This is a genomic window from Bacteroides sp. MSK.20.82, assembly GCF_019052485.1.
Taxonomy (GTDB): Bacteria; Bacteroidota; Bacteroidia; order Bacteroidales; family Bacteroidaceae; genus Bacteroides; species Bacteroides thetaiotaomicron.
Genome location: NZ_JAHQUN010000044.1, coordinates 16,160 through 38,863 on the forward strand (window position 1 = coordinate 16,160; position 22,704 = coordinate 38,863).

Genomic DNA, 22,704 nt, shown 5'->3' on the forward strand with positions numbered 1-22,704 from the left:
TAATTCTTCTTCCGAAAGGAAGTACATCCATTCATTACAATCTATATTACCCTTGTCTTTTTTGCCGGTTCTGACGCCCTTCTTTCATCTGTTTCTCACGTTCAGCCTGTTTTTTCACATAGCTATCGTATTGTTCTTTAGTCATAATCTTCTTCAACTGGGCATCATAATCTTCACGGGACTTCTTCATTTCCGCCATCTTCTTTTCCCGCTCTTCCTTAGTCATCTTGGCAGCTTTATTATCTTTCGAACGTCCGCCCTGATTAGCAGCCATCTTTTGCACCCATGTAAGGTTGACATCCTGTAATTGTTGCTTTTGATCTTCATTCAAAGAGTATTCTTTCACCATACGCTCTGTCATACGTTCCGCACGGGTTTTCGGATCCATCTGTTGTCTTCCACCCTGGCGATTTCCTTGTGCCATTGCCACACCACTCATCAGTAGCAAAGCTACCATCCAAAATACGATTCTTTTCATTTCTTTTTTCTTTTATAGTTAATCTGATAATAAACCGATTGCATCATTGCAATATTATATTTGACCAGATTAAAACGGAAAGGTTAAATCACATCGAGGAGATTAACAATAAATAACTTTATGTTTATTCTTCCCGACCGAACGAGCGGTATTCAAGCGGAGTAAGCCCGGTACGTTTTTTGAAAAAGGAGAAAAAATATTCGGTAGACTGGAAGCCCAGAAAAAAAGAAATTTCTTTTACTGACTGGGAAGTTCCCACCAACATTTGCTTGGCTTTACGAAGTTTCAGTTCCTGAAAATATTTGGCGGGTGCATAGCCGGTATATTCCTTAAAAACCCTGCGGAACCATGAGTAACTGATATTCAGTCTCATCGCCAGTTCCTCCGGATCAATATTGCCGGATACATTTTCATTCATAAGTATCTTTGCCTGCTCGATCTTCTGATCGACATCACTCATCTCGAAGACCTTATTCTTGGAAATCGAAAGAATCATACCAATCATGTGAAGTACGATTCCGGAAAGGTATTGCTGGGCAGATATTTTATCCGCTTCTGCCACTTCCAAAGCGCGGGAAAACAAAGATACCAGTTCTTCATTAATACCGACTTCCAATATCTGTCTTTCCTGAGAAAGAAAGGCATCGCCCACAATCGTATCAATCGCCGGACCTTCAAAACCAATGTAATATTCCGTCCATCCGGTCTGCCGCAATGGATAATAAGTATGCCACTGTCCGGGAAACAACACCATCAGCCGACCTTTACAAACTTGTCTTTCAGGAGTAGAATCGGAAGAAAACAAACCGCGCCCTTTTGTAATATAGACCAATTGATATTCCCGCAATACTCTTCCTTTTTCGGCATTGAAATAGTAACCGGACGGATGCTCCTTCAGCGGATAAGGAGAATCGGGAGGGATAGACTGATAGCCAACCGTATTCACCCACAGACCGAATTTGCGGTCCATGTCATTAACTATCAAGTATTTAAATTCTAATCCCAAATTATTATCCTCAGTCATACAGGCGTGTTTTCATACAATTGAATTGAACAAAAGTAGGAATTATTTTCAAAAAACACACGCTAAACAGTAAAAAAACATCCAGAGCACCTGTCCAGATCCTCCGGATGCTTATAAAAAACAAACCTTATACAATTAAAATCAGAATGCTTTCCGATATAATACTTCAATCTCCGCTACTGACGTAGGACGCGGATTACCACCTGTGCAAACGTCATTGAATGCAGCCACCGCCAATGCCGGAATATCCTCTTCCTTCACATTGATTTCATGCAATTTCTGTGGGATACCGATACTCAGAGAAAGCGCTTTCACTGCCTCGATAGCCGCCTTCACACCTTCAGTTTCTGTCATACCGTCTGTATTGACGCCCATCGCCTTGGCAATATGGATATATTTCGGAGCAGCCGGAGACTCAGCATTGTACTCCATGACATAAGGTAACAACAGCGCATTGGCAACGCCGTGAGGAGTATCATAGAAAGCGCCCAACGGGTGAGCCATGGAATGTACGATTCCCAAACCTACATTGGAGAATCCCATGCCGGCAATATATTGAGCCTGCGACATTGCTTCGCGGGCAACTGTGTCTTTACCGTTATCTACCGCTGCTTTCAAGTTCTGAGCAATCATTTCAATCGCTTTCAGTTCGAACATATCGCTCATAGCCCATGCACCCGGAGTTATATAACTTTCGATGGCGTGAGTCAGCGCGTCCATACCTGTAGCGGCAGTCAGTCCTTTCGGCATGGAATACATCAGTTCCGGATCTACAATAGCTACAGCAGGGATATCGTTCGGGTCTACACATACCATTTTCTTGCGTGCATCTTCGTCGATAATCACATAATTGATAGTCACTTCAGCAGCAGTTCCGGCAGTAGTAGGCAATGCAAAGGTAGGAACAGCCTTATGTTTGGTATCAGCCACACCTTCCAGAGATTTCACATCGGCAAAATCCGGGTTATTCACAACAATACCAATCCCCTTTGCCGTGTCGATAGAAGAACCACCACCCAAAGCTACGATAAAGTCTGCACCGGAAGCCTTATAGGCAGCCACACCATTCTGCACATTAGCAATGGTAGGGTTAGCCTTTACATCACTATAAAGTTCATACGGAATATGATTGTCATCAAATACTTTAATGATTTCGGCTGCAACACCAAATTTGATAAGGTCTTTATCTGTTACGAAAAAGGCTTTCTTAAAGCCACGTCTGGCTGCTTCCACAGCAATTACACTCCGGCATCCTGCACCGAAATAAGAGGTCTCATTCAGAATAATGCGATTCATAGTTGTGTCATAATTTTAAAGTTACCGCAACATTCTCCATCGATAGAAAATGCTGCGGTCGCTAAAGTAGATAAATTCAGTGATTAATACAAGTATTATTTAGGAAGATTGAAAGCAACGGACATTTCTTTCATTTGTTCCTGACTCATACCATCCGGTTCGAAGCCCATATTCTTCGCAGCAATATAGATCAGCGCCGACTTATTCAGCACGTCAATCTGATCAAAAGCCTGCATAGCATCGCAGTCTACGGCAAAAACACCGTGTTTTTCCCACATGACTACATCATAGTCCTGCAATTCCTTGATAGTGGCTTCCGCCAACTCTACCGAACTAGGCAATTTATAAGGAATGATACCCAGACCTCTCGGACAGAACGCCTTCGTTTCAGGAATCATACTCCATAACAGATTGGTTGCCACATCTTTCTGAAGGAACTTCTCGCAATGAGTCATGGCAATCAGTTCGATCGGGTGAGTATGGACAGATGCTTTATAAGGAGAATTCTTGCTCAGCAAATCATTGTGTACGCTCAGGTGGGAAGGCAGTTCCGAAGTCGGCGCCACCGCTTCGTCGGCAATGATCACATAGCTGGCGCAATCATCTAAAATGCGAATCACCGAACCATTTTCCATCGGCCAGCGAGCCAGATCACGCATGCGTTTGTTGGTTCCTTTGCAATAAAAGTAACATCCTTTCAGATAAGGCAATGTAACGCCAATGGATTTTACTTCGCTAATCGGTTCCATCCGACGGATTTCATCGTCTACAAACTCTGTGATATTTACAGTGATATTACCACCGTTACGTTCAGCCCATCCTTTTTGCCACAAGTATCCGGCAACTTCAGCTACCTTGTTTACTTCTTTGGCAAGTGCCGGACGATTTTCTAAAATTGATTTCATATCTATTTATTATTAAAACAAGTTCGGGAATACCAGTGAGAAGATCAAGACTACCAAACCACAGATCAACACTGTGATTGTTTTGGCAGATACTCCTTTCCACTCTTTCAGGATGATTCCCCATACATTACTAAAGGTTACGTTCAGCGCCATCAGGATACACCATGAGAAAGCCAGCAACACGGGACTTTCCGTGAGGAAGCTCTTACCCATTTCCAATCCGAAGAACTGCATATACCACAGCACACCGGCCAACGCACAGAAGACGAGATTGTTACCCCATACCTTTCCTTTGGCATAGTCACCGACAGACTTATTAGCTATATTCTGCTGCAGGCAGTAAGCGGCATTTGTCATGAATCCGCCTAAAGTCACGAGGAAGATAACAGGAAGACCTGCATAAAGTCCATCCACACCACCTGCCAAAGCAGCTTCCTTGATAGGAGTTCCGGCATCCAGTCCCAAAGCAAAGCAGGCACTCATCACACCCGCAAGAAGTGCTACCAGCAAACCTTTTGTCAATGCAAAGTCTTTTACGGCAGCCCGTTTTTCTTCTTCGCTCATATTCTGTGCACGCAAGCCACCGGCATAACCAATGATAGCAATACCCGCCAGCGTAATACAAACTCCTAGAAGAAGAATCAGTCCGTTACCTTCGAACAGATTGGTTCCGGCGAAGATGGCAGGAAAAAGGGTTCCGAATCCGGCACAAGTACCTAATGCGATACTTTGTCCAAGCGCAACACCCAGATAACGCATGGAGAGTCCGAAAGTCAATCCGCCTATTCCCCATAATACACCATAAAAGATGCTCATTCCAGCACCTCCGGCTCCCCACAAGTCGAACAAACTGCCTCCTGCGGGTATCCCCAGCAGTGATCCCAGAAACGGGAACACTAACCAGGCAAACACACCTTGTACTAACCAGAAGCTTTCCCAGCTCCATTCCTTCACCTTTTTAATAGGTACATAGGAACTGGACTGGCAAAAGCTACCGATGGCTATAATCAACAAGCCTATTAGAATATCCATCACTTATCGTTTAGAAGTTACTTCCGCTTCGTACTTTTCGATTTCTGCAATGAAATCTTCGCCTACCGGAACGTTGTTCTTCAAGCAGAACATATCCCATACTGCATTCCATGGAAGCGCTTTCTCTTCTTCGAGCAGAGCCAGACGCTGGAATCCCTGTCCGTTAGCTTCGTATTCACGCAGCTTGGCAATCGGTTCGAGCAAAGCGCGTGTCATACATTTCTGAGCAGCACGGCTACCGATAACGTAAGCACCGATACGGTTGATAGAAGCATCGAAATAGTCGAGACCGTAGTGTACGCGTTCCAACGCACCGCAACGAACAATTTCACTGAACAGTTCCATTGTAGGATCATCCATAATGGTTACGTGGTCGGAATCCCAACGAACCGGACGGCTTACGTGCAGCATCAATTCGGGCACATAAAGCAAAAGAGAAGATACTTTGTCGGCAACACTTTCAGTCGGATGGAAGTGACCGGTATCCAAAGTTACCATCTTATTACGGGATGCGCCATAACCGATGTAGAAGTCATTGGAACCTACTGTATAGCTTTCCAGACCGATACCGAATACTTTTGATTCAATACAGTCTTTCATGTTTTTATATTCAGTAGCAAATATCTGATCCAGAGAATCTTTCAACAATGCACGATATTTCATGCGGTTTACAGTGATATCCTTGCTTCCGTCATGTACCCAAAGATTCATGATACACGGGTCACCCTGCGCCTTACCCATTTCTTCGGCAACGGCACGACAACGTTTGGTATGCTCAATCCAGAACTGACGGATGCCCTCATCCGGATTAGACAGTGACAAATCACCAGATTTCGGATGTGAGAAGGAAGTAGAGTTAAAATCGAGTTTCATGTTATGCTCTTTACCCCATTCAATCCAGCTCTTGAAATGTTCAGGCTCTACCTGATCGCGGTCTACCACTTTACCTTGAAAATCCCCGTAGATTTCGTGCAGGTTCAAACGGTGTGTACCCGGAATATAAGAAGCGGCTTTCAGAATGTCGGCACGCAGTTCATCAATATTGCGAGCTTTGCCCGGATAATTACCGGTTGCCTGAATACCTCCGCTCAGTGCACCTGCCTGCACTTCAAATCCCGTTACATCATCAGCCTGCCAGCAATGAAGTGACAAGTGGAAGTCCTGCATGGTTTTCAGTACCTTTTCAGTATCTACACCTACTGCTGCATAGCGTTCAACAGCAATCTCATACGCTTTCTGAATCATTTCTTCTTTTTTCATGATATTCTATTATTAAAAGTTAATATTATTCTGTCGATTATTTTTTGATTCTCCGGAATTTATCGAACGCAGTTTTTAAAATGGATATAAGCCGCATCCCAAGCTGCCATATCCTGTGGGTGATAAGTCTTCAACGGAATTGAACGGCTTATCAACTGACGCATACCGGCAACATCCGTCGCCTCTCCCACCGTCATTGCCTGAATCATGACATTACCGATAGCTGTTGCCTCAGACGGTCCTGCCACAACCGGGATGCCGATAGCATTAGCAGTAAACTGATTCAACAAGTCATTACGGCTACCTCCACCAATCACATGCAGAGTTTCGATAGGACGAGGAGAAAGCGCACGCAAGTTTTCCAACACCTGACGGTAACGCAAAGCCAGACTCTCAAAGATACAACGTACTATTTGTCCACGTTGCTCAGGAACCGGCTGCCCAGTAGTCCGGCAATATTCACGAATGGCCTGTTCCATATCCGCAGGATTTGCAAAACAGTCGTCATCCGGATTGATTAAACTACGGAATGGTTCACACGAATCCGCTTCGGTTATTAATTCCGGATAGCTTGTATCTCCCCAATTCAGACGGCAACGTTCCAGCAACCACATTCCACAAATATTCTTCAAAAGGCGAATTGTGCCTTCTACGCCACCTTCATTCGTAAAGTTCAAAGCCTCTGTTTCAGCAGTGATTACCGGTGCATCTGTTTCCACCCCCATCAGCGACCAAGTACCGCTACTCAAATATGCGAAATTACGATCAAGTGCGGGAACAGCTGCTACAGCAGATCCGGTATCATGTCCGGCCACCGCAATCACAGGAATTGCCCCCAATCCTGTTATCTTTTGCACTTCTTCAGTCAATGTTCCTATCTTCTCACCTGGGAAGACAAAACGACCGAAATTCTCTTCTTGCAGTCCGACTGCTTTCAGCAACTCCGGTTCCAGACGTTGCGTATGTGCATTCACTAATTGGGCAGTGGAAGCAATGGTATATTCGGTTACCATCTTCCCGGTCAGCATATAGCTCAACGCATCCGGCATAAACAGAACTTTGTCTGCTGCCTCCAATGCACTGTCATGATTGCGACGCAAAGTATCTAATTGGAAAAGTGAATTAAAATTCATTACCTGAATACCAGTTTTACCATATACCTCGCTACGAGAGATACGAGAGAAAAAGGCTTCCGGTGCTCCTACCGTATGCGGATCACGATATGCATAAGGCTGGCGAAGCAGGTTTCCATCTTTTCCAAGGAGGACGAAATCTACTCCCCATGTATCTATACCGATAGAGGCAATAGATTCGCCACGGTGAGCTACCAATTTCAATCCGTCGATAATGTGACGGTATAATGCATAAATATCCCAATAGAAATGTCCACCCACCTCGATCAAGTGGTTAGGAAAACGATTAATCTCCTCCAGATTTAATCCGCCTTCAATAAAAGAGCCTAAGATTGTACGGCCGCTTGTTGCGCCCAGGTCGACTGCAAAAAAGTTCTGTTTCATGGTATTTTGTCTATATATTTAAGGTATCCATTTACCTACATTGCAAAGATAGGCGGTTCCTTCCTCCTTTTCCTTACGCATTTTGATAGAAAGGATGTGCATTTTGACACAAATCTGCATAGCCAAACCTTACATCAGTATAAATTTTACTTTTTATGCAAAAAAAGCATGATTTATGCATGTTTTCTCCGAAATAATGCATAATTTTGCGCCATTCTTAGAATAATTATACAATGAAGAAGAAAGCAAATCGGTTAGACGCCATCAAAATGATTATCTCAAGCAAGGAGGTAGGCTCGCAGGAAGAACTACTGCAAGAGCTGAACCGTGAAGGCTTCGAACTGACACAAGCCACCCTCTCCCGCGACTTGAAACAACTGAAAGTAGCCAAAGCTGCAAGTATGAACGGTAAGTATGTATATGTATTGCCGAATAACATCATGTATAAACGTTCCACTGACCAGAGTGCCGGTGAGATGTTGCGCAACAATGGATTTATCTCCCTACAGTTTTCCGGCAATATAGCTGTCATTCGTACCCGTCCCGGTTACGCCAGCAGCATGGCTTATGATATTGACAACAATGAGTTCAGCGAGATTCTGGGAACTATTGCCGGCGACGATACCATCATGCTGGTTCTGCGTGAAGGAGTAGCCACAAGCAAAGTACGTCAGCTTTTGTCGCTCATCATTCCGAATATCGAATAACTATACCTATATTATATATAAAGAAATGGACACTCAACAAATAGATGTTATGGTAGCCGACGCCTCACATGAGGTTTACGTTGACACTATTTTGGAAACTATCAGAAATGCTGCTGCCGTACGAGGAACCGGAATCGCAGAGCGCACACACGAATACGTAGCGACTAAAATGAAAGAGGGCAAAGCAATAATCGCGCTCTGTGGCGACACATTCGCAGGTTTCACCTATATCGAATCATGGGGAAACAAGCAATACGTAGCAACCTCCGGTCTGATTGTACATCCCGATTTTCGCGGATTAGGATTGGCAAAGCGCATCAAACAAGCATCTTTCCAACTGGCACGTCTCCGATGGCCGAAAGCTAAGATTTTCAGTCTGACATCCGGAGCTGCAGTGATGAAAATGAACACCGAACTAGGATATGTCCCCGTCACTTTCAATGAACTGACAGACGACGAGGCTTTCTGGAAAGGATGCGAAGGCTGCACCAACCACGATATACTGGTAGCTAAAAACCGTAAGTTCTGCATCTGCACAGCCATGCTGTACGATCCGACAGACCCGCGGAACATAAAAAAAGAACAAGAAAGAAATAACATTTAATATATACAGCACTATGGAAGAAAAGAAGAAAAAAGTAGTGGTGGCATTCAGCGGCGGACTGGACACATCGTTCACCGTCATGTACCTCGCTAAAGAAAAAGGTTACGAAGTATATGCAGCTTGTGCCAATACGGGCGGTTTCAGCGAAGAACAGCTGAAGACAAACGAAGAAAACGCCTACAAACTGGGAGCAGTGAAATATGTAACATTGGACGTTACTCAGGAATACTACGAAAAGAGTCTGAAATATATGGTTTTCGGAAATGTGCTGCGTAATGGTACTTACCCGATCTCCGTCAGCTCGGAACGTATCTTCCAGGCATTGGCCATCGCACGTTATGCCAACGAAATCGGTGCGGATGCCATCGCCCACGGTTCTACCGGAGCAGGTAACGACCAGATTCGTTTTGACATGACTTTCCTTGTACTGGCTCCGAATGTAGAAATCATCACGCTGACCCGTGATATGGCATTGAGCCGTCAGGAAGAAATCGACTATCTGAACAAACATGGTTTCAGTGCAGACTTTACCAAGCTGAAATACTCTTATAACGTAGGTTTGTGGGGTACATCCATCTGTGGTGGCGAAATCCTCGACTCCGCACAGGGATTACCGGAAACAGCCTACCTGAAACATGTGGAAAAAGAAGGCAGCGAACAACTCCGTCTCACTTTCGAAAAGGGAGAACTGAAAGCTGTCAATGACGAAACATTCGATGATCCGATCCAAGCTATCCAGAAGGTAGAAGAGATCGGTGCCGCATACGGTATCGGACGTGATATGCACGTGGGCGATACGATTATCGGCATCAAAGGCCGTGTGGGTTTCGAGGCTGCCGCTCCGATGTTGATTATCGGTGCTCACCGCTTCCTCGAAAAATACACATTGAGCAAATGGCAGCAATACTGGAAAGATCAGGTGGCCAACTGGTACGGAATGTTCCTCCACGAAAGCCAGTATCTCGAACCGGTGATGCGTGACATCGAAGCCATGCTTCAGGAAAGCCAGCGTAACGTTAACGGTACGGCAATCCTCGAGCTCCGCCCGCTTTCTTTCTCTACCGTCGGTGTAGAATCGGAAGACGACCTCGTGAAAACGAAGTTCGGCGAATATGGTGAAATGCAGAAAGGCTGGACAGCCGAAGATGCTAAGGGCTTTATTAAGGTAACTTCTACTCCGCTGCGTGTTTACTACAATAACCATAAAGACGAAGAGATATGATTAAAGCAGGAATCATTGGTGGCGCAGGATATACAGCAGGCGAATTAATCCGTCTGCTGCTCAACCATCCGGAAACTGAAATCGTATTCATCAACAGCAGCAGTAATGCCGGAAACCGAATCACCGACGTACACGAAGGACTATACGGAGAAACCGACCTGAGATTTACCGACCAGTTACCTCTGGACGCAATAGATGTACTATTCTTCTGTACCGCCCACGGTGACACGAAGAAATTCATGGAAAGCCACAACGTGCCGGAAGATTTGAAAATCATCGACCTCTCGATGGATTATCGCATCAAGAGTGACGATCATGACTTCATCTACGGTCTGCCGGAACTGAACCGTCGTGCTACCTGTACGGCGAAGCACGTAGCCAACCCCGGTTGTTTTGCTACCTGCATCCAGTTAGGTTTGCTTCCGCTAGCCAAGAATCTGATGTTGACAGGCGATGTTTCGGTCAATGCCATCACTGGAAGTACCGGTGCCGGCGTGAAGCCCGGTGCTACCAGTCATTTCAGTTGGCGTAACAATAACATCAGTATATACAAGGCCTTCGATCATCAGCACGTGCCGGAAATCAAGCAATCACTGAAGCAGTTGCAGAACAGCTTCGATTCAGAGATCGACTTTATTCCTTATCGGGGAGATTTCCCGCGCGGCATCTTTGCCACTCTTGTCGTAAAAACGAAAGTTGCACTCGAAGAAATCGTTCGCATGTATGAGGAATATTATGCAAAAGACTCCTTCGTGCATATTGTAGATAAGAATATAGACTTGAAACAAGTCGTAAATACCAATAAATGTCTGATACATCTGGAGAAACATGGTGACAAACTGCTGATTATCTCCTGTATCGACAACTTGCTGAAGGGTGCCAGCGGACAAGCAGTTCATAACATGAACCTGATGTTCAACCTGGAAGAAACCGTAGGATTACGGCTGAAACCTTCCGCTTTCTAAAAACAGAAGAATTATGAAATTATTCGACGTATATCCTTTATATGACATCAATATAGTCAAAGGACAAGGCTGTAAGGTATGGGATGAAAACGGTACGGAATATCTGGACCTCTACGGAGGGCATGCCGTCATCTCCATCGGACACGCGCATCCCCACTATGTGGAGATGATCAGCAATCAGGTAGCAACCCTTGGTTTCTATTCAAACTCGGTGATCAATAAGCTGCAGCAACAAGTAGCCGAACGATTGGGAAAGATTTCCGGTTATGAAGACTACTCGCTGTTTCTGATCAACAGCGGAGCCGAAGCCAATGAAAACGCGCTGAAGCTGGCTTCTTTCTATAACGGACGCACCAAAGTCATTTCTTTCAGCAAAGCCTTCCACGGACGTACATCCCTTGCAGTGGAGGCTACGAACAACCCCACCATCATTGCTCCAATCAACAACAACGGTCATGTGACCTATCTCCCTCTGAATGACATCGAAGCGATGAAGCAGGAACTGGCGAAAGGTGACGTATGCGCTGTTATCATCGAAGGAATACAAGGAGTGGGCGGTATCAAAATACCGACTACCGAATTTATGCAGGAACTTCGCAAGGTTTGTACCGAAACCGGAACGATTCTGATTCTGGACGAAATCCAGAGTGGATACGGCCGTAGCGGAAAATTCTTTGCCCATCAATACAACCATATCCAGCCAGACATCATCACCGTAGCCAAAGGCATCGGAAACGGATTCCCGATGGCAGCTGTACTGATCAGCCCGATGTTCAAGCCCGTCTACGGACAACTGGGAACTACATTCGGCGGAAATCACCTGGCCTGCTCGGCAGCTCTTGCCGTAATGGACGTCATCGAACAGGACAATCTGGTAGAAAATGCAAAAGCAGTCGGCGACTACCTGCTGGAAGAACTCAAGAAATTCCCGCAAATCAAAGAAGTGCGCGGACGCGGACTGATGATCGGACTCGAATTTGAAGAACCGATCAAGGAATTGCGCAGCCGCCTCATCTACGACGAACACGTATTTACGGGAGCCAGCGGAACGAATGTACTCCGTTTATTACCCCCTCTCTGCCTCAGCATGGAGGAAGCGGACGAGTTCCTTGCCCGTTTCAAAAGAGTACTCTAACTGATATTTGATTAATAAACAGCGAACAAAAAAGCAGCCTCGAACAGAAAAACAGTTCTTATTCAGGCTGCTTTTTGTTTTTTCGCAATTTACCGTTACCTTTGTCTGTAAGAATACATTAAAAAAGAAGCGCATATGAAAATAGCTATTATCGGTGCAGGAAACATGGGTGGTTCTATAGCCCGCGGCCTGGCAAAAGGAAGTCTGATAGCAGACTCAGATATCATTGTATCCAACCCCAGCGCAGGCAAACTGGAGAAACTGAAAGAAGAATTTCCGGGCATTTCCACCACTCTGAGCAATACGGAAGCGGCAACGGGAGCAGATGTTGTCATTCTCGCCGTGAAGCCTTGGTTTGTGGAGTCCGTCATGCGCGAGTTGAAGCTGAAGAGCAAACAGACGCTCGTATCCGTAGCGGCTGGTATCAGTTTTGAAGAACTCGCACACTTTGTGATAGCTCCGGAGATGCCGATGTTCCGCCTGATTCCGAACACTGCCATCAGCGAACTGGAAAGTATGACGCTTATCGCGGCACGCAACACGAACGATGAACAGAACCAGTTTATGCTCCGTCTGTTCAACGAAATGGGAATGGCCATGCTCATCCCCGAAGATAAGATAGCCGCCACCACGGCACTGACTTCCTGCGGCATCGCTTACGTATTGAAATACATCCAGGCAGCCATGCAGGCCGGCATCGAAATGGGCATCCGTCCCAAAGATGCGATGGAAATGGTGGCCCAGTCCGTCAAGGGAGCCGCCGCATTAATTCTGAACAATGACACCCACCCCAGCGTAGAAATCGACAAAGTGACTACTCCGGGCGGAATTACGATCAAGGGAATCAACGAACTGGAACACAACGGATTTACCTCCGCCGTCATCAAAGCGATGAAAGCATCCAAATAATACCGCAAAATTATTAATAATCAAAAAACAACCACTTGTATGAATGACCAAATTAAACAGATCGCAGAACGCCTTCGCGGATTACGTGACGTACTGGAACTAACGTCTGAAGATATCGCCCGCGACTGCGACATATCTGCCGAAGAATACCAGCTCGCAGAGACAGGACAATACGACATTTCCGTTAGTATGCTACAAAAGATAGCCCGTACCTACAATATCGCACTGGATGCTTTGATGTTTGGCGAAGAGCCGAAAATGAGCAGCTACTTCGTGACCCGTGCCGGCAAAGGAGTCAGCATCGAACGTACCAGGGCTTACAAATACCAGTCACTGGCGTCGGGCTTCATGAACCGCACCGCCGATCCTTTCATCGTCACAGTCGAACCGAAAGGAGACGATGAGCCGATCCATTATAATCACCACAACGGACAGGAATTCAACCTGGTGGTTGAAGGCCGTATGCTGATCAACATCGAGGGCAAAGAAATCATCCTGAACCAAGGAGACAGTATTTATTTTAATTCAAAACTTCCACATGGCATGAAAGCGCTCGATGGCAAAACGGTACGTTTTCTGGCCGTAATTATGTAATAACGTTATGGTAGAAAGATTTTTAGCACAGACTAGCTTTGCCTCACAAGAGGATTTCATCAAGAACCTGAAAATAAACGTACCGGAGAATTTCAACTTCGGCTACGATGTAGTAGACGCCTGGGCTGCCGAACAACCCGACAAGAACGCTCTGCTCTGGACCAATGACCAGGGCGAAAGCCGTCAGTTCTCCTTTGCCGATATGAAACGCTATACGGACATGACGGCCTCTTACTTCCAGAGCCTCGGCATCGGTCGCGGAGACATGGTGATGCTGATTCTGAAGCGCCGCTATGAGTTCTGGTACAGCACCATCGCCCTGCATAAGTTGGGAGCAACGGTAATCCCCGCCACTCACCTGCTGACAAAGAAGGATATTATCTATCGCTGCAACGCTGCCGACATCAAAATGATTGTGGCTGCCGGCGAAGGAATCATACTGCAACACATCAAAGATGCTCTTCCCGAGTGTCCGAGCGTGGAAAAGCTGGTCAGTGTAGGTCCGGAAGTTCCGGAAGGATTCGAAGATTTCCATCAGGGAATCGATAACGCTGCCCCTTTCATCCGCCCGAGACATGCCAATACGAATGACGACATCTCACTGATGTACTTCACTTCCGGCACTACCGGCGAACCTAAAATGGTAGCACATGACTTTACGTATCCGTTAGGCCATATCGTTACAGGTAGCTTCTGGCACAATCTGGACGAAAACAGCCTCCACCTCACCATCGCTGATACCGGCTGGGGAAAAGCCGTATGGGGAAAACTCTACGGACAATGGATTGCCGGAGCCAACATCTTCGTCTATGACCACGAAAAGTTCACGCCTGCAGCTATTCTGGAAAAGATACAGGAGTATCAGGTGACTTCCCTTTGCGCACCTCCAACCATCTTCCGCTTTCTGATTCATGAAGACCTGACTAAATATGACTTGTCTTCACTGCGGTACTGCACCATTGCCGGAGAAGCGCTGAACCCTGCCGTATTCGAAACGTTCAAGAAACTGACAGGCATCAAGCTGATGGAAGGTTTCGGACAGACGGAGACGACACTGACAGTTGCCACCATGCCTTGGATGGAACCGAAACCGGGAAGCATGGGACTGCCCAATCCGCAGTATGACGTAGACCTGATCGACAGTGAAGGCCGCTCCGTGGAAGCCGGAGAGCAAGGACAAATTGTGATCCGTACCAGCAAAGGCAAACCTCTAGGACTTTTCAAAGAGTACTATCGGGATGCGGAACGTACACACGAGGCTTGGCACGACGGCATTTACTACACAGGTGATGTAGCGTGGAAAGACGAAGACGGATACCTTTGGTTTGTAGGACGTGCAGACGACGTAATCAAGAGTTCCGGTTACCGTATCGGCCCGTTCGAAGTGGAAAGCGCTTTGATGACGCACCCTGCCGTCATAGAATGTGCCATCACCGGAGTACCCGATGAGATTCGCGGACAGGTAGTAAAAGCAACTATCGTATTGTCCAAAGACTATAAAGCACGTGCCGGAGAAGAACTGATCAAGGAATTGCAGAACCACGTCAAGAAGGTGACTGCTCCTTATAAATATCCGCGTGTGATCGAGTTCGTTGACGAACTGCCCAAGACTATCAGCGGCAAGATTCGTCGCGTGGAGATTCGCGAGAACGATGAGAAATAAGGCATAAAACCCATTTATCAAAAAGCCGGCTGTAATCCTTTGCAGCCGGCTTTTCTTTTCACTATCTGTAAGTATCGGATTCTCTAATCAATTGATAAAGCTCCGACCATCCGCTTAATCATTAGGATGATAGAAATTGTATTGTTCACTCCATGCAGGAGTTCCGGCAAGCGTTATATCATTACCGTTCGGACTATTATCCTTCAATACATTTCCTTCTCCTTCATCACACTTCCAATACCCAATCAAACCATCCGAATCTCCGGATATCTGGCGTGACATTCCTTCCTGAATGGCGTTCTCTGTCAGGCATTTGCTCCAAAGACGAATCTGAGCAAGTTCTACCTGCACGCGCCAACCAAAGCTCTGCGCTAAAGATATTGTATTGAATGTAAAATCTCTAGAGTCTGTCTTACTGGCGTTTATTGTACCATCTTTATAAAGACGAATAGTAGATCCATCATAAGTATAAGTAATATGATACCATGTATCAGGCCACCAGAATTCTTCACTATCAAAATAATTTCCATCTAATTGACACTGAAGAACAGGAGCTATTTGTTTAACGCCCTGCGGCCAATAACGTAACAATATACCATTAAAAGAAAGAGGAGCTACATTGCCGGGAAACATCATTTCCCTGAACGACTTATTAGCAAGTCCCACCCAATTTCCAGTCGGTCTGCCGGTTATATTGTCGAATCTGATCCAATATTCTATAGTCCATTGAGTAACAGGAATCTCATTTTGAAACTTCAAACTGGTTTTATTACCTGATTTCAGAATCACTGCTTTTTGCTTATTAGGGGAAGTAAGCAGATAAAGAATATGGTTTGCATTACCAACAAGTCCTATCGGACCGGTTACGGAAGTAATCCGTACCGGAATCGCATAAGCCTCGTTATTGGGGGTGGTAAACGGCTTTATAGTAAGATTAATGACTGGTGCAGACACTTCGCCTGCGGGAATCGTAACTGTGCGTTCAAAACTTCTGAATTCTTCCGACAAAAGTTCGTAAGACGCTTCATGCTGTTGATTATACTCATCAATGAGTTGCTGATCGATATCCAGTGTTACAGTTACATCTTGATCAATAGCACGAACCAAACGGACGGTCAATGTCTTTATCACATCTCCCTCGTCCACCAATTGTGCCTCTATCTGCTGACCAAACGTATTGGAAGGAGCAGCTTCTGCAATATATATCCCATTATCAATAGTTGACAATTTTGCGTCGTCGCATCCGGTGACAGCCAATAACGCTGCTCCGAGTACAACATATCTGGTAAATTTAATCATCTTCATAATTATCCTTTTTAGTTATGTTCTTGCAATTAATGATTAGCGGGATTCAAAACCTGAATAACCTCACGCATAAAGAAATAGTCATTCACCGGACGACAAAGATTAAAGCGATAGGCGCCCACTCCGCCAATGCGGGCATCCACTCCCGGACGATAGTACATCGCCATTCCTTTCAATGAATAAGTCACAATACCGTCCCGAGTTGTAAATTCTGGTCCTCCATCGCTTTTATGCTTCTCAAAGTCCTCACACCACACTGTTTTGCTAAGAATCGTAGCCTCATCCTCTATCGAACCGAATTTATTTAATAACCTTTCAAAACGACCGTCCAAAGCATCACTATATCCTTCATCCGACCTACAGTAATAAGCCTGAACCACATAATAATCTAATAAAGGACCCGACTCCTTGTTTAGTGTCTGTGGTTCTCCGTCGACCATCAATATGCGTCCTGTTCCTGATTTCGGTCCGAATTCTTTCGATAATTCATCCAAAAGAATATGCATACGGTCCGAGTTTCCACTTAGATTACCGGAATAACCAAAATTCGGCTCGAAGTCAATATCAAACCCATCATAGTTATACTTATTGATTGAGTCTATAATTACTCGCGCATATTTACGGATCGCTTTTTCTTGTCCTTCTTCCGAGGTGTCACCATAATTGCCATACCAACCCCAATAAGCAGCCATTGCCTCTTCCTTTGAGTTATATTGTACGCCATCAACGATAAAATCATTCTCAACAGAAGCGGGCGTATGACTTCTGCCTATATCTGTGATATGTTGACAGTATAAAACTCTGAGACCTTTCTTCTCCCTCACTTCCTTAAGATCACTCTTTTGTGCTTCAGTCAGATTGAAAGCCCCTCCCCAAAGAGAAATGATATCCATTGAATCAGGAATTCCCCTCAACTGGTTGTTCATATTCGTTCCAGCTCCGGTCCATTCACTGTACCAGCCAAAAACAATCGGATGATCGGATTTCTTATATTCTCTCAGTGCCTTATAATAGTCTTCACCATTGATATTCACCGGTTCGGTGAACTTCGGTTCCATTTCAGTCCAGTCGCTGCACTGTATAAAAAACAGTGCACCCATTACTCCCAATATGATATATAATAATTTCTTCATATCTTAATTCCTAATTTAAGCTATTAATAAGTACCATTCTCTTTCATTGCCCACCAAAGGTCAGTTCCATTAGAATCTTTTCCATTGCTAAGCATGCTGACGGCCGCTTCCACATTCGCCTTATTGTTATTGTATTCACTCCGTGTAAAACGAAGGCGACGTTGTCCACGCCCCGTATTACAATCGGCATTCATGGATTCAGTTGCCGGGAAGATTCTGGGATAGCCTGTGCGACGGAAATCTGCCCATCCGTTCATTGGGTCGGGATAACAGGCAATCCATTTCTGGGTAAGTACCCTTTCCAGTTTCTTCGCATCATCAGTTCCCTCCTCCCACTTGATCGTAATGGTCGACTGGTTAGTATAATTATTTCCGGTATGTCCGGCAATTAAATTATCCACATAATTTCCCGGCACAGATGTTGCATCAGCCAGATAATCATCGGCCCCCGACACTCCGAATTCCTCAAAAGACAATCTGACTCCCTTCTCATAGAAAGTCTTGGCATCTCCACCCATATTCCAGCCTTTCAGTGCTCCTTCCGCACGCAGGAAAGCAGCTTCGGCAGCGTACATTACGGGTTGTGGCAAAGTTTTGTCGGTAGCGATAAAAAGTTTGCTATAGTTGGCGTATACCGTAGGTTCAGGTATTTCTGCCGACCCCGAACGAACACCTACATACCCACCGGCAGCAGTCTGGGTCTGTGGAGTAAAATAAGCAGGACGGCGAGGATCGTTATATCCATTCATGTACGACACAAGGCAAGCATTGGCTCTTACCTCAGGCCATCCGCTGACAATAGCATATCCGTTTTCATTGATTCCACCATTAGTCGTATCATAAGAACTATCGCCCACACTTTCCATCACACCGCCAAGTACAGCTTCCTCAGCCTTAGTCTGAGCATATTCCGGTTCTACTCCTGATATCCGGATAGCCATTCGAAGCTTCAGTGTATTGGCAAACTTCAACCACTTTGAGCAGTCTCCTTTATAAAACTGATCTACCACAGCCAAATCCTGATTCACTCCGAATGTAGCCGCTGACTTCAGAATAGTGATCGCATTATCAAGATCATCAAACATGGCATGCCATACAGTCTGTTCATTGTCATAAGGTGCTTCCGTATCACCAGCTTTCATCTGTGTGTAAGGAATGGGACCTTGTAGAGAAGTAAGTAATTGCATACCATAAACACGGGTCAACTGAGCCATAGCGTAAATGACACCTTTCTTTTCCGTGGAGTTTTCAACTAGAAAGAAAGAAGGATAGATATAACCATAAAGTCTTCCCCATGAACTATCATTATGTTTTTCAGAAGCATTATAATAAGCAAAAACATTTTTTCCAAAGCTCCAGTTAGCAGTCGCAGTTACCTGACCACTAAAACTAGCCCACATACAGTTTATCTCCTGACAAGCATTTTGTTGTGGACAAGCATATACGTTAAACATCGTAGACAGTAAGTTGCTTGCCGGTACCTTTGAAGGCTGGTAAGGATTAGTATTAAAATCATCAAAATTAGTAGTACACCCCGCCATCATACATACGATTGCACTTGCCCCGATATATTTTATTATTTTGTTCATACCTATTTTATTATTTAAAACTGAAATTTAATGTTGAATCCGAAGTTTCTTGTACTTGGGAGCATATAGGCATCAAATCCTTGATAGAAGTTAGATGCAGCCGAAGTGGTCAGCTCCGGATCGAAAGGAGCCTTACAATAAATCATCCATAAATTCTTTCCTACCAGACCAACAGTCATTCCAACTTTATTGTCAAACCACTTTTTAGGCAATGTATAGCTAAGTGAGAGTTCACCGAGTCGTACATTCGTAGCACTATACGTATAATAAGCCGCTGTGCCTTGAATCGCTTGATAATAAGTCTGTGCAGAGACTTTACCCTGATTTATCTGCACACCTCCTGCATCACGTACATCCGCACTGACCTTGGAAACTCCGGCAGCGTCAAGTACAGATTGCGTCTCACTAATGACAATACCTCCGAAACGTCCGGTGAAAGTCATACCGAGATTAACTCCCTTATAACCGAACCCAAGACTCCAGCCCATATTCATCTTAGGCAAGATAGATCCCAGATATGTTTCTTTGTTCTCCATAGTCAGTCCGACACCTTCCTCATTGAGAATGTAACCATTCAAGTCACGTTTGAGCAGGCGTTGTCCGTATACATCTCCCATTGATCCTCCGACACGTAAAATCAAGCGGGCATCCGTATGTCCATAAGTAAGCGGAGACAGCTCCGGCATCTGGATAGATTGTCCGGTAGCATAGTTGTACACACCGTCAGCTAACCGTTTTACCCGATTCTTATTCCATGTCAATGTATAATTCGTATTGAAAGAGAAATCTTTCCACTGCTTATTATAGCCCAATGCCATTTCTATACCTTCATTCATAATATTTCCACTCTGGATAGGAATATTAGAATATCCCGAAGAAAGCGACAAGTCCGCATAGAATGTCTGATTATATGTATTGGAACGGTAATAAGTCAGGTTAAGACTGATATCATTAAGAATTCGTGCGTCCAAACCAACTTCCCATGACTTGGTACGTTCCGGTTTCAATTTCGTGTTCGGATAAGAAGATGTACTAGTCCAATTCTGGGTCTGTTCATCATAAGGATAAGTAACGGTAGTCATGAAGCGGCCGTAAGAGTTACCTACTTCAGTGTACGAACCACGAACCTTCAGGTATGTCAGCCAATCAGGAGCATTAAACATACTCGTCAGAATGGCAGAAAGTCCTACTGACGGGTAAAAGAAAGACTTGTAATCGGAGAAAGCCAGTCTGGAATCCCAGTCATTACGTCCGGTAGCAGTCAGATAGATCATCGATTTCCAACCAATTTCCGCATTGGCAAAGATAGCGCGTGTCTGATCGTGCCAGCCGGACTGTTTTGCTTTCCATGCTTTATTGAAATCGATATTGTGGACAGCAAAGAAATTGATAAGTTTCAATCCGCCCTCATATCCTATCATTTCATAACGGCTGTCGCTCAGTGACACACCAAGGTTGACATTGACCGACCAGTCATTAAAACTCTTATTCAGTGTAGCAATCGCATCCGCATACGTATTCTTTGATTGCGAAGATGTGTCAGCATATGTTCCACGACTACCGGATGCCAAACTGCTAGTAGAAGCGTATGCCTTATAAGTACTACGATTATCATAATTATCTATTTTCACACGTCCTACTACATCCAGCCAGTCGAACAACTGATATTTGAGGGAAGCGTTGATCATATAACGGGTCTTCTTATTCTCCCGCAACTGACGATTCTGTATCCAGTAGGGATTGGCAAGACCGCTTGAAGTACCACCATAAGGCCAGTATTGCTCCATCAGGTCCATACCGGAATTATAACGTTCGAACATACGTACATCATCGAAATTCTCACTACGAGGGAAACGGTAAAGTCCCGGCAGAGGATTATAGTAATATCCCTGCGACATCATATTCTTGTCATTCTGAAGAATATAACTGGCACCGGCGTCGAGTGTCATCTTGTCTTTCAGAAAACTGGTCGTATTACGGACAGTGAAGTTATAGCGGTTGTATCCGCTGTTGGGCAATATATTGGTGGTGTTGGTAGTAGAAGCCGACAAATACGCCTGATTCTTCTTGTTACCGGTTGACAAAGCAAATGAATTAATGACATTCGCTCCGGTCTGGAAAAAGTCACGCGGATCGTAGTCACTGTTTACAATCGGTCCCCAGCTATCCAGGCTGTTGGGCAGGTTGCCATATTTACTCTGCATCTCGGGCATCATTGACACCTTCGAGAAAGTAGTATTATTGGAGACCGTGACAGAAGTCTTGTCCGCAGACCCCTTCTTGGTGGTTATCAGCACAACACCGGCAGCGGCAGCATTACCATACAGAGCTGCGGCAGAAGGTCCGGTCAGCATAGAGATAGATTCGATGTCTTCCGGGTTAATGTCGGCAGCGCCATCCGTACCCTGCTGGTCATAGATACCACCGCCACCCCCATTCATCATGTTATACATCGGTACACCGTCGATCACATAAAGCGCCAGATTGGAAGAAGTGATAGATTTGACACCACGCATCACGACACGCGAAGCACCTCCCGTGGTATTGGACGAATTAATATTAACACCGGCCACCTTACCATTCAGAGAAGAGATGAAGTTCGCATCTTTCACAGTAGTCAGTTCATCACCGCTCAGCTGCTGCACGTTGTATGACAATGCCTTCTCCGAGCGTTTGATACCCAATGCCGTCACTACCACCTCATTCAGTTCCTGCGTCGCATCTTCCAGCACCACATTGGCAACATTTCCTTTTACGGGTACTTCTTTTGACTGATAACCTACATAGGAAAATACAAGAACAGGATTCGCCGATGAAGTGGAAAGCTTATAGTTTCCATCCATATCGGTGATGGTTCCCTCACCGGAACTCTTCTCCCGGATAGAGACACCAATCAACGGCTCTCCATTCTTATCTTTTACCGTGCCGGCAATAAGTCTTTCTTTTCTCTGCTGTGCAACGTCTTTTTCTTTTGCAGCCAGTACTATTTTATTATCCAAAACTTTATATTCGATGCCCACACCTTTAAAAACTTGCTCCAGAACCTGGAATATATTCTTATTAGACACTGACACCGACACCTTGCGTTTCAAATCAAGATTCTTACTGTTTACAAAAAAGCCGAATCCGGACTCAAGTTCGATTTTGTGAAGCACTTCCTCTATGGTACAATCGTTTGCCTTCAATGTGATGGAAGTCTTTTGCGCATATCCATCGGACGCATATGCCAGTCCGAATGAGCAGACAATGAGTATAAATAGTAACTTCATAGATAGTGATATTTTCCTTGAAGACCGCCTAAGAAGGTTTAATCCTCCAAGAAATTGGACGATACAATAATTTTGCATAAATTTGTAACGAGTTTAA

At 45.0% G+C, this 22,704-nt stretch carries 19 protein-coding genes; 8 read left to right on the forward strand and 11 right to left on the reverse strand.

Annotated elements, in window-relative coordinates; translation table 11 throughout:
- Window positions 1–46: 46 nt before the first annotated feature.
- From KTR07_RS22640 to rhaB, 7 genes are all read right to left on the reverse strand, one after another.
- Window positions 47–478, reverse strand: a complete 432-nt coding sequence (locus KTR07_RS22640; RefSeq protein ID WP_011108962.1) for a DUF4890 domain-containing protein — start codon at window positions 476–478, stop codon at window positions 47–49.
- Window positions 479–602: 124 nt separating this feature from the next.
- A complete protein-coding gene (locus KTR07_RS22645; protein ID WP_008762705.1) occupies window positions 603–1,502 on the reverse strand; it encodes an AraC family transcriptional regulator in 900 nt (299 codons plus the stop codon).
- A 141-nt stretch (window positions 1,503–1,643) separates the two neighbouring features.
- Window positions 1,644–2,798, reverse strand: a complete 1,155-nt coding sequence (fucO, locus tag KTR07_RS22650) for a lactaldehyde reductase (protein WP_008766959.1) — start codon at window positions 2,796–2,798, stop codon at window positions 1,644–1,646.
- 95 nt (window positions 2,799–2,893) lie between these two features.
- Window positions 2,894–3,703: a rhamnulose-1-phosphate aldolase gene (gene rhaD / locus KTR07_RS22655; RefSeq protein WP_008766960.1), complete on the reverse strand. Its 810-nt coding sequence runs from the start codon at window positions 3,701–3,703 to the stop codon at window positions 2,894–2,896.
- Window positions 3,704–3,715: 12 nt separating this feature from the next.
- Window positions 3,716–4,735 carry an L-rhamnose/proton symporter RhaT gene (rhaT, locus tag KTR07_RS22660; RefSeq protein WP_008762702.1) on the reverse strand — a complete coding sequence of 340 codons (1,020 nt, stop codon included), beginning with the start codon at window positions 4,733–4,735 and terminating at the stop codon, window positions 3,716–3,718.
- 3 nt (window positions 4,736–4,738) lie between these two features.
- Entirely contained in the window at window positions 4,739–5,995 is a 1,257-nt protein-coding gene (locus tag KTR07_RS22665) for an L-rhamnose isomerase (protein ID WP_010536410.1), read from the reverse strand.
- A 59-nt stretch (window positions 5,996–6,054) separates the two neighbouring features.
- Window positions 6,055–7,512, reverse strand: a complete 1,458-nt coding sequence (gene rhaB / locus KTR07_RS22670) for a rhamnulokinase (RefSeq protein WP_011108961.1) — start codon at window positions 7,510–7,512, stop codon at window positions 6,055–6,057.
- 233 nt (window positions 7,513–7,745) lie between these two features.
- Here rhaB and KTR07_RS22675 point away from each other — a divergent pair, with 233 nt between their 5' ends.
- The 8 genes from KTR07_RS22675 (at window position 7,746) to KTR07_RS22710 (ending at window position 15,311) form a co-directional block, all read left to right on the forward strand.
- Window positions 7,746–8,219 (forward strand): arginine repressor, encoded by a 474-nt coding sequence (locus tag KTR07_RS22675; RefSeq protein WP_008762699.1) that lies wholly within the window; start codon window positions 7,746–7,748, stop codon window positions 8,217–8,219.
- Between the two features lie 25 nt (window positions 8,220–8,244).
- The gene (locus KTR07_RS22680) at window positions 8,245–8,823 is read left to right on the forward strand and encodes a GNAT family N-acetyltransferase (protein ID WP_008762698.1); all 579 of its coding nucleotides are present in this window, start codon (window positions 8,245–8,247) and stop codon (window positions 8,821–8,823) included.
- A gap of 13 nt (window positions 8,824–8,836) precedes the next feature.
- A complete protein-coding gene (locus KTR07_RS22685; RefSeq protein WP_008762697.1) occupies window positions 8,837–10,045 on the forward strand; it encodes an argininosuccinate synthase in 1,209 nt (402 codons plus the stop codon).
- Entirely contained in the window at window positions 10,042–11,010 is a 969-nt protein-coding gene (argC, locus tag KTR07_RS22690; RefSeq protein ID WP_008762696.1) for an N-acetyl-gamma-glutamyl-phosphate reductase, read from the forward strand. Before KTR07_RS22685 ends, argC begins: the two co-directional genes overlap by 4 nt.
- Before the next feature lie 13 nt (window positions 11,011–11,023).
- Complete coding sequence (locus KTR07_RS22695) at window positions 11,024–12,145, forward strand: aspartate aminotransferase family protein (RefSeq protein ID WP_061473581.1); 1,122 nt, start codon at window positions 11,024–11,026, stop codon at window positions 12,143–12,145.
- Between the two features lie 135 nt (window positions 12,146–12,280).
- Window positions 12,281–13,054 (forward strand): pyrroline-5-carboxylate reductase, encoded by a 774-nt coding sequence (gene proC, locus KTR07_RS22700; RefSeq protein ID WP_016269833.1) that lies wholly within the window; start codon window positions 12,281–12,283, stop codon window positions 13,052–13,054.
- Window positions 13,055–13,093: 39 nt separating this feature from the next.
- The gene (locus KTR07_RS22705) at window positions 13,094–13,648 is read left to right on the forward strand and encodes a helix-turn-helix domain-containing protein (protein ID WP_048698562.1); all 555 of its coding nucleotides are present in this window, start codon (window positions 13,094–13,096) and stop codon (window positions 13,646–13,648) included.
- 7 nt (window positions 13,649–13,655) lie between these two features.
- Window positions 13,656–15,311: an AMP-binding protein gene (locus tag KTR07_RS22710; protein WP_008762692.1), complete on the forward strand. Its 1,656-nt coding sequence runs from the start codon at window positions 13,656–13,658 to the stop codon at window positions 15,309–15,311.
- A gap of 114 nt (window positions 15,312–15,425) precedes the next feature.
- On the opposite strand, the gene KTR07_RS22715 is transcribed toward KTR07_RS22710, so the two are convergent.
- From KTR07_RS22715 to KTR07_RS22730, 4 genes are read right to left on the reverse strand one after another with little or no spacing between them, the layout of a single operon-like run.
- Window positions 15,426–16,616, reverse strand: coding sequence for a BT_3987 domain-containing protein (locus KTR07_RS22715; protein ID WP_117981091.1), 1,191 nt, complete (start codon window positions 16,614–16,616; stop codon window positions 15,426–15,428).
- Window positions 16,617–16,645: 29 nt separating this feature from the next.
- Window positions 16,646–17,749: a glycoside hydrolase family 18 gene (locus tag KTR07_RS22720; protein WP_072066769.1), complete on the reverse strand. Its 1,104-nt coding sequence runs from the start codon at window positions 17,747–17,749 to the stop codon at window positions 16,646–16,648.
- Window positions 17,750–17,772: 23 nt separating this feature from the next.
- Complete coding sequence (locus tag KTR07_RS22725) at window positions 17,773–19,338, reverse strand: SusD/RagB family nutrient-binding outer membrane lipoprotein (protein WP_072066768.1); 1,566 nt, start codon at window positions 19,336–19,338, stop codon at window positions 17,773–17,775.
- A 14-nt stretch (window positions 19,339–19,352) separates the two neighbouring features.
- On the reverse strand, window positions 19,353–22,607 hold the full coding sequence (locus tag KTR07_RS22730; protein ID WP_072066767.1) for a SusC/RagA family TonB-linked outer membrane protein: 3,255 nt from the start codon (window positions 22,605–22,607) through the stop codon (window positions 19,353–19,355).
- Between the last annotated feature and the right edge of the window lie 97 nt (window positions 22,608–22,704).